The sequence below is a fragment of the Corynebacterium rouxii genome, assembly GCF_902702935.1.
GTDB lineage: Bacteria > Actinomycetota > Actinomycetes > Mycobacteriales > Mycobacteriaceae > Corynebacterium > Corynebacterium rouxii.
In genome coordinates, this window is sequence record NZ_LR738855.1 from 2,399,041 (window position 1) to 2,411,570 (window position 12,530).

12 protein-coding genes are annotated in these 12,530 nt (G+C 54.1%); 9 read left to right on the forward strand and 3 right to left on the reverse strand.

From position 1 onward, the window contains the following. Positions 1-45 precede the first annotated feature (45 nt). Complete coding sequence (locus CIP100161_RS11655; RefSeq protein ID WP_085713804.1) at positions 46-1,299, forward strand: sensor histidine kinase; 1,254 nt, start codon at positions 46-48, stop codon at positions 1,297-1,299. Then, the gene (chrA, locus tag CIP100161_RS11660; RefSeq protein WP_155874434.1) at positions 1,296-1,895 is read left to right on the forward strand and encodes a heme-responsive two-component system response regulator ChrA; all 600 of its coding nucleotides are present in this window, start codon (positions 1,296-1,298) and stop codon (positions 1,893-1,895) included. Before CIP100161_RS11655 ends, chrA begins: the two co-directional genes overlap by 4 nt. Positions 1,896-2,037: 142 nt before the next feature. Here chrA and CIP100161_RS11665 read toward each other — a convergent pair whose 3' ends face one another. Further along, entirely contained in the window at positions 2,038-3,939 is a 1,902-nt protein-coding gene (locus CIP100161_RS11665) for a YhgE/Pip family protein (RefSeq protein WP_155874435.1), read from the reverse strand. 439 nt (positions 3,940-4,378) lie between these two features. Between CIP100161_RS11665 and CIP100161_RS11670 the strand changes: the two genes are divergently transcribed. The 4 genes from CIP100161_RS11670 (at position 4,379) to CIP100161_RS12300 (ending at position 7,623) form a co-directional block, all read left to right on the forward strand. Further along, the gene (locus tag CIP100161_RS11670; RefSeq protein ID WP_155874436.1) at positions 4,379-5,332 is read left to right on the forward strand and encodes a hypothetical protein; all 954 of its coding nucleotides are present in this window, start codon (positions 4,379-4,381) and stop codon (positions 5,330-5,332) included. Positions 5,333-5,560: 228 nt separating this feature from the next. After that, the gene (locus CIP100161_RS11675; RefSeq protein WP_155874437.1) at positions 5,561-6,952 is read left to right on the forward strand and encodes an NAD-dependent succinate-semialdehyde dehydrogenase; all 1,392 of its coding nucleotides are present in this window, start codon (positions 5,561-5,563) and stop codon (positions 6,950-6,952) included. 184 nt (positions 6,953-7,136) lie between these two features. Then, a complete protein-coding gene (locus tag CIP100161_RS12295; RefSeq protein ID WP_232053171.1) occupies positions 7,137-7,274 on the forward strand; it encodes a hypothetical protein in 138 nt (45 codons plus the stop codon). 61 nt (positions 7,275-7,335) lie between these two features. Then, positions 7,336-7,623, forward strand: a complete 288-nt coding sequence (locus CIP100161_RS12300) for a hypothetical protein (protein ID WP_232053172.1) — start codon at positions 7,336-7,338, stop codon at positions 7,621-7,623. Between the two features lie 521 nt (positions 7,624-8,144). On the opposite strand, the gene CIP100161_RS12305 is transcribed toward CIP100161_RS12300, so the two are convergent. Together CIP100161_RS12305 and CIP100161_RS11695 are read right to left on the reverse strand one after the other, a co-directional pair. Next, positions 8,145-8,435, reverse strand: a complete 291-nt coding sequence (locus CIP100161_RS12305; protein WP_155874438.1) for a hypothetical protein — start codon at positions 8,433-8,435, stop codon at positions 8,145-8,147. Positions 8,436-8,709: 274 nt separating this feature from the next. Continuing rightward, complete coding sequence (locus CIP100161_RS11695; RefSeq protein WP_155874439.1) at positions 8,710-9,930, reverse strand: alpha/beta hydrolase; 1,221 nt, start codon at positions 9,928-9,930, stop codon at positions 8,710-8,712. Positions 9,931-9,966: 36 nt separating this feature from the next. Between CIP100161_RS11695 and CIP100161_RS11700 the strand changes: the two genes are divergently transcribed. From CIP100161_RS11700 to CIP100161_RS11710, 3 genes are all read left to right on the forward strand, one after another. Continuing rightward, positions 9,967-10,962, forward strand: a complete 996-nt coding sequence (locus CIP100161_RS11700; protein ID WP_155874440.1) for a nucleoside hydrolase — start codon at positions 9,967-9,969, stop codon at positions 10,960-10,962. Between the two features lie 94 nt (positions 10,963-11,056). Next, positions 11,057-11,815 (forward strand): ECF transporter S component family protein, encoded by a 759-nt coding sequence (locus tag CIP100161_RS11705; protein WP_155874441.1) that lies wholly within the window; start codon positions 11,057-11,059, stop codon positions 11,813-11,815. Positions 11,816-11,820: 5 nt separating this feature from the next. Then, positions 11,821-12,513 carry an energy-coupling factor transporter transmembrane component T family protein gene (locus CIP100161_RS11710; protein WP_155874442.1) on the forward strand — a complete coding sequence of 231 codons (693 nt, stop codon included), beginning with the start codon at positions 11,821-11,823 and terminating at the stop codon, positions 12,511-12,513. The last annotated feature ends 17 nt before the right edge of the window (positions 12,514-12,530 follow it).

The window sequence follows — 12,530 nt, forward strand, 5'->3', positions numbered from 1 at the left end:
AGCAAACTTTTCCTTTCGGCCCATCACAGGCGCAGGAGATCTTTTATGCTCACTAGTGTGAAGCCTCATGTGATTCAAATTCTCACCGTCATGCGTGTCAGCCTGCATGTAATGTTCGCTGGTCTGCTCATTTTTGGGATCGTACGTTATTATCTCGAGCTTCCAACAGCCCCAACCGATGCGAACAATATTACTATTGCCACAGCAATCACGCTGGGAATTTTCTATATGCTTGGCACCGCATGGGAAAATCGTTTCGCGCGTGGCGACGATATCCCAGATCCCACCACGCTCAGCCCTATATGGCTCGTGCTTATTGTTACCCTCTGGGCTTTCCTTGTAGGTGCCTCCGGCTATTTTCTGTGGCTAATGTTCCCACTCATATTTGTGATATTGCATCTCAAGCAGGGTATTCGTGGCATCTTAGGCGTTGCCTTACTCCTTGCCATCGCCATCGCAATTCCCCTAGCCACACGCCCAGATGAGTGGATGCCCGCGCAAGCCATGGGCCCAACGATTGGGGCTGCTTTTTCCATGGTGATTTTTTATAGTTACACCACCTTGCGCAATGATGCCCAGCATTACCGCCAGCTAGCAGCAGAGTTGCTTACAGCCCAGCAGGATCTCGCCACCTCTGAGCACCAAGCAGGCAGGCTTGAGGAGCGCGAGCGACTTTCTCGTGAAATCCACGACACAGTCGCCCAAGGATTGAGCTCTATCGTGATCTTGGCACGCGCCGCGCATGGCCGACTCGATAAAGGGGAGCTCGACGATGTGGCACGGCAGCTCAGCGTGATCGAAACCCAAGCCTCTGACAGCCTTGCAGAAGCACGCCGCTTTGTGCGCGATCTAGCCGCTCCAGCACTGGGCGACTCGCTACCTATTGCACTGACAACTACGATTGACAATCTGCGTGCAAAACAGGATGCTCTCGGTGCTCCATTGGATGTTCATTTGGAGCTCGTGGGGGATACGTCGATAAGCCTGCCGGAGCCGGTATCACGTACTGTGGTTCGCGTGGCTCAAGAAGGGCTCAACAATGTAGTTAAACATGCACATGCAACAAAAGCAGTGGTCACACTGGGTGTGTGGGAGGACGAGGTCAGCCTCGACGTGGTGGACAACGGAGTCGGTTTTAACCCCGACACCACCGAGCGTGGCACCAGCTCCGGCTTTGGAATCGATGGGCTCCGCAAGCGCGTAAATACCGTTGGGGGCACACTCGTGATTGAATCAGATACATACGGCACTGCACTCGCATGCCGCATTCCGCTCACCAGCCGCCGGGAGATTTCATGATCCGCGTCATGCTTATCGACGACCATCCCGTAGTCCGTGCCGGACTGCGCTCCATTTTGGACAGCTTCGATGACATCACTGTGGTCGCCGAAGCTAGCGACGGCAGCAACGTCAACACTGAAGGCATCGACGTTGTTGTTACCGACATCCAAATGCCAGGCACCGACGGCATCACCTTAACCCGCACGCTCGCCAGCGCTGGCGGCCCACCGGTACTCATCCTGACCACCTATGACACCGAGGCCGACATCCTCGCAGCGGTCGAAGCAGGCGCTATGGGCTACCTGCTCAAAGACGCACCGGAATCAGCACTACACGATGCAGTGGTCGCCACCTTTGAAGGTCGCCGCACCCTCGCCCCCGAGGTAGCCAACGCCCTCATGCAACGCGTAAGCAAACCCCGACAAGCACTCTCAGCTCGCGAGATTGAAATCCTCCAAAACCTGGAACAAGGACTCAGTAACCGCCAACTCGCAGCCAAACTATTCATCTCCGAGGCAACGGTGAAGACTCACCTCGTACACATCTACTCCAAGCTCGGCGTAGATAACCGCACCGCCGCCATCACGGCAGCACGCCAACAGCGTCTGATTTAATTCGGAGCGATACGCGAAGGATCACCCAAACCACACCACAAGGCCATGCGAGTACGTGCCACATACATCCTTCCTAGTACACCTACTTGTGAACATCGAAAAAGCCCGAGGCGGAGGATCCTCGGGCTTAATCACAACAACGCTACTGGCTGTTGAGCTTTCGCACGCGCGCCGCACGCACCATCAGCGTAATAGCCAACGGCACCGCGGTAAACAGGGCAAGCACGGCGATGACCAGCGCATAGCTAGCATCCAGTTCGCCTTGCGACGCCCCCACGAATGCCTGGCGGGCGTAACTCATAGGGGACAGCGGGTGGAGCGCACGGAACACCCCTGGCACCGTGGCCAGTGGCCACACACCGCCGAAGGAGAACATTCCAAAAGCGAAAACCGCAAGGATGGCAATGCCGCCGACAAAACGGCCAAACAATGCACGCAACAACTGGTTTACCGCAGCCATGGCAGAAGCAGTGAATACGAAACCAAGCGCAATGCCCGCCCACGAGCGCGGGTGCCAACCGATCGTGGTAGCAAAACCAGCCAAGACAAACAGGGTCAGCACACCGATACTGAACAGGCCAGCAAAGGACTTCAAGGTAGGGGCAACAAACGCGTTACGACGATCAGTACCGAACACATGTGGCAGCAAGATAGCAGCCAGTGCCATGAGCAAGAAACCAAAGACCATGACGATCAGCATGGAGGCGCCACCGTTGAGCTTCTTAGCCGTTGGGTCCTTGCTGTCTACCACCGTCTGCACGGGGTTAACGTTGTTTTCCTTGTACACAATTGGAACCGAAACCTGCTTAGCCGATGCCTCTGCGTTAGGAACCTTCGGGGCATTCTTTACACCCTCATCAAGCTTGGTGGCCAAGGTGTTAGCACCCTCGTTGAGGCGGCCAGCACCGTCGTAAAGCTGCTGCGTGCCATTAGCCAACTGCGCGGTACCATCCGCAAGACGGTGCGCGCCATCGTTTAGCTTCACTGCACCATCATGAGCCTTAGCCACACCATCGCTGAGCTTCAGCACACCCCCGTAGTACTCCGAAGAAGGATCGCTCAGCATATAACGCAAGGTAGCGGTACCGTTTTTCAGCTTGTTCAGCTTGTTCACCTGGTTGTCAGGGTTGTTGACATCAAACTTGGTGGCCAACTCCTGGATACGATCGGCTTCCGCAACCATGCCCACGGCACGAAGTGCATCGGCAGCCTGCTGCAGCTGTGGGGCAGCTGCCTGGGCGGTCGTCAGCACTGGGATGAGGGTGTTCACTAGGGTGCCCACGCCGTCATCAATTTGAGCGGCACCATTGCCCAGCTTTGCGGTACCTGCAGCAAGACGGCTGGCACCGTCGGCAAGCTGACCCGTACCATCAGCCAACTTTGCGGTGCCCTCGGCGAGCTGGTGGGAGCCGTCGTTAAGCTTCTGCGAACCCGCAACGCCCTTGGCCAAACCATCCTTCAACTTGCCAGAACCCTCATCCAACTTCGCGGAACCATCAGCGGCACGCTCCAAACCACCGCCGAGCTTATTCACACCGTTGACCAACTTGGTGGCATAAGACTCCGAAATCGATGCCGACACTGCCTGCTGGATCTTAGGAACCAAACCGCCCGTCAACACCGAACCATTCGTGCCATTGAAGTCGTTATACGACAAAATGATCTCCGGCTTAGTCGGCTGATCCGCCAACAAAGTATTCACATTCTCCGAGAAATTCTCCGGGATCGTCACAGTGAATAAGTAGGTGCCATTATCCAACCCTTCGGCTGCCTCATCGCCACTGACCTGCTTAAAAGCCAGATATTCTTTATCGAGCAGCCCCTTGACCACCTTGTCGCCATAACGATTGAACTCACCATTGCGAGTAGCACCCTTATCCTCATTGACCACAGCCAAATCCACAGAGCGCAAATTCTTTGTAGGATCCCACATAGCCCACATGTAGACCACAGAGACAAGAACAGGGAATAGCAAGAACAGCACCGCACACAGGCGCTTCCAGCTGAAATGGCGGGTATCCGCCAGGGTTGTCGGTTCAGACATCGTTTCCTCCGGTGAAATAATTAGACCGGATAATTATCGTCGTTTTTCTTTGTACAACAAAACTTAAGGGGTGGCGATAGTTCTGGAAAGTTGAACCCCCAATACAAAACTAAGGTCCACAAAGCGGTAGAGGGAACAAGTGACCCCCCCCTAACCGCCCACCACAAACACACTAAAGTGCAGCTTTACTTCCACAGCATTTTGACCAGCAATAGATAGATTGTACCCAAAATAGCCCCTAAAATACCCCCGCTAGAAACAAGAAAAAGTAGACCTCATCAGCTTGATTAGATTTCCTTCTAACGATCTTCAAACACCCTTAGGTAACCATCATATTGACGGCTACACCCCCATGCCATATAAATAGGTTTGCCTAACCTTAGACAGTGTCTGAAGGTAGGGTACCCAATTCCCCTCACTTCCCTCAAAGGAACCAATCATGAGCATTTTACCAAAACTCGGACGCCGAGCCCTCACCAGCATCACAGCCACCGCCATCATCGCCGGAGGTGTAGTTGCACCTCAAGCACTCGCCGACGACATCAAAAATGCAGACCTTTACTGGGGCTTCAGCGGATCGAGCCACAGTAAGTACGACCATAACGGTCCAAAATTTGAAAAAGCTGACAAAGGCGCAGAACTGACAAACATTGATGCTGCTTCGGTATATGCAGAGACTTTCAAAAAAGGCGTTTTTCCTGACACCAGAAGGGAAAAATCCGGCATTTTAGTTTTCCATAACGGGGAAGTAAAAACCGAAACAAATCATTCTAACTACCAGATCAACTGGCCAGGGGAAGTAACTATGAAGTTGGGGTTTGGGGATGATGAATTAGTCATCAAAGATCTCAATTTGATGCTCAAAAATGGCAACATGGGAGAACTTAAAGCTACCGTCGGTGAAAAATCCAATATCAAACTGTTCGATGTTCAAGAATACTCAGTTTCCGACAAAACTATTACGGTAACGCCAAAAATTCCTACATGCACCACTGGAACTTGGAAACCATGGCACAACGACCTAATTAGTGAGCTCGGCAGTCTTAAATCAGTATTTTTCGAGTCTTACACTTGCAATAACAATGATATTGCCAAGCAGCCACTTCCTCTCACCGTGGTTTTGAATGCAGAAAAGCCCGCAGAACAGGCTAATCCAGCTTCAAATAAAGACAACACTTCAGGTGAGCATTCCGACCAGGAACATTCCGTTATCAGCGATCAAGAACAAGTGGATTCTCCAGAGGTAGCAGCTGGTGACACCACTTTCTCCAAAGCTAAAGAATTCCTCGGCACTAAAATCGGTCGCATCCTCACCATTGGTCTGAGTGTGCTGGGTGGGTTGGGCGCCCTGTGGACTCTGTGGACCAAGTTCAGCCACCTATTTATTCGCTAATTCATAGCATATAAATCGATCTCACTAAATAGGCCTCACCTCTTCGAGAGGTGAGGCCTATTTTTTATCTCCTAAGACGTCGAGAGACATAAATAGGGGTGAGTTTGCCCCTTATTCTCAAATTAACCCGAACGATTATCCACCCTAATAGGGGATTGAGGGGGTAGTCAGAACGAGGTAGCGTAGGCGGCGCATAGTTTATTTACCTCTAGCACTAAGGAATCGTTCATGGCCTACGCAACCACAAACCCCTATACCGGCGAAGTTGTCAAGGAATTCCCCACGGCAACCGCTCAAGAAATTAAACAAGCCATCACTCAAGCACACAACACGTTCACACAGTGGAGTCGCAAACCGGTAGCAGACCGTGTGGAGGTTCTCGCGCGCGCCGCCGACATTTTGGAAACAAAAAAGCGCGAATACGCGGAAATTATCACCCTTGAGATGGGCAAACTCATCGCTGAAGCTGAATCGGAAATCGATATTTGCATCGATATACTGCGCTACTACGTCGCCAACGGCGAGGCCCAGCTCGCACCGCGCTACCTACCCGCGAAGGGCTTCGGCGAGCACGACGTCCAACTCATCAACGAGCCGTTGGGTGTTCTCTACGCCGTCGAACCATGGAATTTCCCTTACTACCAGGTCATTCGCATCGGCGCACCGCAGTTCACCGCCGGCAACACCATCGTGCTCAAGCACGCCTCCAACGTGCCACAGTCGGCACTCAAAATGGTTGAACTCTTCCGCGAGGCAGGCGCACCCGAAGGCCTCCTAGTCAACGTCTTCGCAGGTCACGACGCCACCGAGGTGATCCTTTCCGATCCACGCGTGCGTGGCGTCGCTCTTACCGGATCCGAAGGGGCAGGAGCCGCAGTCTCTGCAACCGCCTCAAAGTACCTCAAGAAGTCCACCCTCGAACTCGGCGGCGCGGATGCCTTCATCGTCCTCAGCGACGCAGAACTCGACAAAGCCGTCGACTGGGCCGTCTTCGGACGCCATTGGAACGCAGGGCAGGTGTGCTGTTCGTCGAAACGCATCATCGTAGAGGACTCGCTTTACGACGCCTTCCTCGCCCAGTACACCCAAAAAGTTGCCGCTCTCACAGCCGGCGACCCCATGGATCCAAACACCCAACTAGCACCGCTGTCCTCCCAAACAGCAGCCGATGACCTCGGCAAACTTGTCGACAAAGCCCGCGCCGAAGGTGCCACCGTCACCGAAGTCGGCATCAATCTCCCCGAGCATGGCGCCTTCTACCAACCCACCATCCTCACCGACATCCCACTCGACTCCGACACCGCACACTCCGAATTCTTCGGCCCCGTCTCCCAGATCTACCGCGCCCGCGACATCGACCACGCCATAGAGATCGCCAACTCCTCACCATTCGGACTCGGCGGCTCCGTATTCAGCCAAGATGAGGCAAAAGCCAAAGACATCGCGCGTCGCCTCGATACCGGCATGGTCTACATCAACCAGCCCACCGGTGTGAAAGCCGACATCCCATTCGGTGGCACAAAACGCTCCGGATTCGGCCGCGAGCTCATCGACCTCGGCCTCCACGAGTTCGTGAATCAGAAAGTCGTGGTGGTTACCGACATCGACGGCTCCTTCTAGCACCGTTCGGGGGTATTCCGAGGCATTTTGCACAGAACTTCACACCAAATCACTTCCAAACCGGCCGTTTATGCAGATTTGGTGTGAAGTGCCGCCTTTTCAGGGGTAAACGGGGGTGGTCCGCCCGCCAACGCCCGCCAACGCCCGCCAACCACAGCTGTGAAAACGTACTACTCCGCATGATGTGGTCACGGAAACCATTGCGGGTTTCGTGACCGCACATAAGGGCGCGGTGGACCTAAGCACCACCCCGGCGAATGTTTTGAAGATCACCGCACAGACGTTGTCCACTGTTGGGCACGGTGTTTCTGCGTGCGTCTAAGGCGCTGACCGCGCCGACGAGGGGTTGGCGGATTTAGCTGGCCAAATGACTAGAGATGGTCGTGGATACAACCGACGACCCAAACGTGGTCTTTGTCGAGGCCCCCTTTGTAAAGGCTACTATCGCCGATGTGGCACCAGCTGCCCGTGGGGCCATTGTCTCGTTTACCTCACCTGCGACTCCTGCTAACCCGGTGCCGGAAGGTGAGTATTCGCGGCAAATCATAGTTGCCGGCAGTCATGCAGATAGCGAAGTTATCGAACACATTGCAGATGACAGGGGAGTCATGGGCGGAGCAGATTTTCGGAAACTATTTGGCATAAAACTGCAAAATGTGGGCTTAGAATGATGTTTCTTTTGAAACTGAAGCGACCCTAGATCTTCAACGCAGGGGATTTCGTACCCAACGCCCACGCAAAGGCGAGACTTGTAAGAAAATACTCGGCGTAGATTTTCCTATCGTTACATTATTTATTGGAACAATCTGGATCTCTCTAACAAAAAATCCTTCCAGTAAATACAGCAACCTAAGCGGTCTTAAGGCTTATACCTTTGTCTAAATTCCCCCGTTTACGTTGTAAACAGTTCCATCCCAAGCGATGAAACTTAATGATCTATAACCGCGTCACTGACACCGGCCGACTAATCGTAGTAGTCACTTAAACCATGCACACCAATGTTCGCTACCTCACCGAGTTTGGCTGCAGCAACTATCACGAATCCATACCAGCATCAGCAAGACCGATTCCTGTCGCTACCAATCCTGCGACCCCGCCGGAAAGCGCAGATATTCCACACTTCAGTTGTAATTCTGGGAATTAATTCGGATCAATCGTCGTCCGGACCTGACTATCATTCAGTATCTCGATACTAGCGCCAAGAGTAGAATTGATGGTAGCTGACAAGTTCTCTATAACAGTTCCTGTCTCTGAAAAATACGACCACATCCCCATCTAGATTTTCAAAGTGTGCATTTAAAACGCTAAGAATGGAAACATTCTTTTCTGGAGCGTCCACGGTCACTAGAAATTCTGATTCAAGTTCAACGGTTTGCTCGATTTGCGGCGAAGGGGACAAAGCGGCAGCACCCGCATCAATGACCGATTCTGCTGTTTTAGTTTCAGCCTCCGCTGATAATGGAAGGGCAGTCGACAAGATCATCGCTGCCGACAGTACAACAACTGGAATCGCACGTTTTTTATTCGGCTACCCTATCCCTAAAAAAAGAATTTGCAAACTGTTAGCATTAAAAATTCTTTCATGGGGGATCGGGTTTGTGAACGTCTAGGGATTAACACCTCCACCACTTAACAACATTGCACACAATTAAAACAATCTCAAACCCCCACCCCACACAAACCAACAAAAATCCCGCACCCAGAAGCTACGTCACAGGACTTCGGGTGCGGGATAGTGCATTAAGGTCAGCTCAAACCTAGTGATAGGTATACTGCCCCTTGCTTACGTTTGCCCATGCAACGGGGAGCTGCTGGCGGTAGTACGGCCATGCGTGAACACCCTGATCATGGTAGTCAAAGGTGATACGGGAAGGGTCGGCAATCTTTTCACGTACAGAGGCTTCGAGCTCTTGGGTGCAGCGGTAGGTCATTTTTTCCAATACGATGTTGCCAAAGAGGGTGAATGGCCCGTCTTCCTTTGGTGCATTTACATCAGATGGGGTGGCCACGCCGTTGGCTACATAGATATAGGTATCCATAGAGGCGATACCAGAGGGGTTGGCTACTACGTCATTACGGCGACGCTGTTCGGTGATGTCGCGTCCCCACATGAGGTCCGGGTTGCCGCCCATCACGCGGGCCGCGAGGTTAAACAGTTCACGTCCACTGGTGTTCACGGGGGAGTAGCAGCCGGAAACTCCGAAGGTGCCCACAAATTTTTCCGGATAGAGGTTTGCTAGGCGCACGGCAGCGGAGCCACCCATGGAGAGTCCACCGATATAGGATTTTCCATTGTACGCAATCTTTGTCTCGGGCTGCACTAGCACACCAGGCAGTTCCTTGATAAGGAACGTTTCCCACATAGAACGGCCGATATATGGGTCGGTTTCGTTCCAGTCGGTGTAGTTGGTGCCGCCGGCCTCGGTTGGCATGATCACGGTGACATGTTCGTTGGCCATTGCTCCTTGCACGTCACCCTTGCGCAACCATCCGGACTGGGATGGGGCGGAGACACCGTCGAGAAGGTACAGCATGGGCGCTGGGGTGGTGCGGTCTTTGGGGTGTTGCACTTGCACCTGCACGATGCGTCGCATAGCGGGTGACTCGATGAAGAGGCGGTCGACGTCGAAACGCTCGTCTTTTTCTACTTTAACGAGGCGTGGTGCGGCAAAGTCACGCTCTGCTTCGATGGGGTAGGGGGTTGGGGATCCCCACATGTTCCAGAGTGGGAATTGTGCCCATGGAGAATACATGTGCATTCCACGGTAGAAGGAGTTGATGTCTTCACCTAGGTGTGGGTTTTTTGACCACTCCGCAAGCAGAGCGTTAGCCCCGTAGTTAAGGGCGGAGGAACCCGCCTCGATGGGGTTTGAAGACTGGGCGGTGGCAGAAGGTGCGGCCACTCCGGCAAGCGCAATGACTGCTGTGGCTGTGGCACAGGCACGGCGCACGCTGGAAGAAATAGAGGGGAATCGCATGCAAAGAATCCTAATGGGTTCGATAGCAAAACCGTAATGTTTCACGTAAAATTCACCCCAGTCACTATGTTGGAAACCATGAATAGCCCAGCACATCGCCCAGTGGTTGTTGCCGACGTTGATACCGGCATTGACGACGCACTCGCCATCACATACCTCGGCCACCTGCACCGACACGGCCTCATCGAGCTACGTATTACCACCTCGGCCGGCAATTGCACCGCGGAGCAAGCCGCAGCCAACTCAGCGGAGGTCATGAACTCACTCACGCTTAGTGACGTACCAATTACGTCCGGTTCCCCACAACCGCGCGTGCTGCCACTAACCACCACGCCAGAAACCCACGGCCCCACAGGCTTGGGCTATCACACCACCCACGCGCCCATACCGCAGTCTGGTAGCGCAGCGGCCGCCGTTAAGCTGTGGAAAGGCGCCGATTATCTCCTCGTAGCGGGCCCTGCCACCAACGTCGCGTGGGCGGCGGAAAACGCCCCTGATATTCTCAACGCCATCCCGCACGTGACCTTTATGACGGGCGCTTTCCACTACCCAGGCAACACCACACCCACCGCCGAGTGGAATGCGTGGGTTGATCCACACGCACTCAAAGAGGCGCTCACACATTACCGCGGCCACGCTGTCCGGCCCACGATATGCCCACTCAACGTTACGGAATCCGTGCTCCTTACCCCACAACGCCTTAAGCAATGGTGCCAGCGCAGCCAGGAACCAGTCCTTCCGATACTTAGCGACGCCCTCCGCTTCTACTTCGAATTTCACGAATCGGTTGGGGTGGGGTACATGGCCCAAATCCATGATCTCGCCGCCGCGATGGTACTTCTCAATCGCGTCCCGCACACCACCCGCCCAGGATTTGTGGATGTGGAAGCAAACGCAGAACTGACCCGCGGAACCACCGTGGTGGATTGGGACAGCAACTATGGCGATCATCCTGCCAACGCTCAGATTCTCACGACCCTCCAATCGGAGGATGTGTTCGCAGAGTTCGAACGGGTTGTATTAGAGTACTAACTGCTTTTGCCAGCACTGCTCCGAGGTGACATAGGAGGAGTGCCCCTTTTGCAGCGCTTTGCTTTGTACCCCTTCGACACTCCTAGGAATACCTATGCATTTGTCACGTAACAACATCATTATTGGTTGTGCCGTTGCCATCATCGCAGCCACTTGGCTCACCCTCGTGGTGTGGCAGCCGCAAGATTCCCAATGGAACCAACTCGCAGATTCTCGCAGCTCCACCATTGCACTCGTGGGCTTCTGCGTACCGGCATTAATGCTTTTGTCTGTTACTCTTCCTAAACTTCCCGTGCGTACTTTGGCCCTCATGCCGGTTGCGTTGGCACTTAACATCATCTTGGGGCAGATAGTGGGCACCATGGGCTTGCCGCTGCCGCTTTATATTGACTCCCTCGGCACCGTGTTGGTGGGTGCGCTGGCGGGTCCTGCCGCGGGTGTGACCACGGGCATTTTGTCCGCACTGGTCTGGGGAACCTTTAACCCCACCGTCGTTCCTTTTGCTGCCGCTTATGCTTTCGTGGGTTTTTCGGCTGGCATTTTGGGTAAAAACTGGACTAAGGGCTGGTGGCGTATTGGCGCATCCGCTGCGGTGATTGGTTTTATTACGGCATTGCTCTCGGCACCAATTGCTTCCTTCATTTTCGGTGGTACCGCAGGTACTGGCACGGGCTTGTTGGTGTCTTTCTACCGTTCCTTGGGCGCGGATCCATTGTTTGCGGTGTTCTTGCAGTCGTGGACGTCCGATCCTTTGGATAAGGTGATTGTGTTTACGGTCATTTGGATTGTGTACCGCTCATTGCCGGAGCGCACCCGCCGCACATTTTCCCCCGACTACAAGGTTGCTGATTAGTTTTTATGGCTGCACGTCTTAATCCGGTCACTCTCTTTGTGATATCCGCCTGCGCGGTCGTGACCGTGTTGGTGGCTAATCGCCTAGAGGTATCGGTGGGCGCGTGGCTGTGCGCGGGTGTGCTCGCGCTGGTGGGGGCGTCGATACGCCGCGTTTTTCTCACCACTACGCTGCTGTCCGTGCCGGTGTTTGCGGGCCTGATGGTGATGTACGCACCGTTTGGCGAGGTGCCCGGTTGGTGGTTTTTTACTATCGACGGCACCCACACTGCACTTCTGCTCGGCATGCGCTTGCTGGGGGCGACCGCCGCCGCTTTGTGCGTGGGCAGCACTATTAATACTGATGAGTTGATGCGTGCCGTGCAGCCACGTGTCAACCCCAAGTTGTTGTATGTTATCGCCTCCACGCTGCGGTTGTACCCGCTGGCTAAGGCGCGACTGGAGATCATCCGCCAAACACACATCACACGTGGAATCGATGTGCACAGTATTCGTGGCCGCTGGGGTTTGGTACTGCCGCTCGTCGTGGGGCTGGTAGACAATGCGGCGCAACGCGCACGTCCCCTGCAGCGCACTGGCATTGGTCACCCTGGGCCACGCACGGTCTTGCGTCCGGTGCCGGTGAGGACCCACGATGTGATTATCCAATTACTTGCTGTGTGTGCCACGATCGCGGTGTGCATCTGGTCGATTTTTTAACAGGGGGAGAAGCGTTG

Bases quoted from the DNA above. Each gene is read 5' to 3' on its own strand.
- CIP100161_RS11655 (WP_085713804.1), top strand. From the start codon at position 46: ATGCTCACTAGTGTGAAGCCTCATGTGATTCAAATTCTCACCGTCATG.
- chrA (WP_155874434.1), top strand. From the start codon at position 1,296: ATGATCCGCGTCATGCTTATCGACGACCATCCCGTAGTCCGTGCCGGA.
- CIP100161_RS11665 (WP_155874435.1), bottom strand. From the start codon at position 3,939: ATGTCTGAACCGACAACCCTGGCGGATACCCGCCATTTCAGCTGGAAG.
- CIP100161_RS11670 (WP_155874436.1), top strand. From the start codon at position 4,379: ATGAGCATTTTACCAAAACTCGGACGCCGAGCCCTCACCAGCATCACA.
- CIP100161_RS11675 (WP_155874437.1), top strand. From the start codon at position 5,561: ATGGCCTACGCAACCACAAACCCCTATACCGGCGAAGTTGTCAAGGAA.
- CIP100161_RS12305 (WP_155874438.1), bottom strand. From the start codon at position 8,435: ATGATCTTGTCGACTGCCCTTCCATTATCAGCGGAGGCTGAAACTAAA.
- CIP100161_RS11695 (WP_155874439.1), bottom strand. From the start codon at position 9,930: ATGCGATTCCCCTCTATTTCTTCCAGCGTGCGCCGTGCCTGTGCCACA.
- CIP100161_RS11700 (WP_155874440.1), top strand. From the start codon at position 9,967: ATGTTTCACGTAAAATTCACCCCAGTCACTATGTTGGAAACCATGAAT.
- CIP100161_RS11705 (WP_155874441.1), top strand. From the start codon at position 11,057: ATGCATTTGTCACGTAACAACATCATTATTGGTTGTGCCGTTGCCATC.
- CIP100161_RS11710 (WP_155874442.1), top strand. From the start codon at position 11,821: ATGGCTGCACGTCTTAATCCGGTCACTCTCTTTGTGATATCCGCCTGC.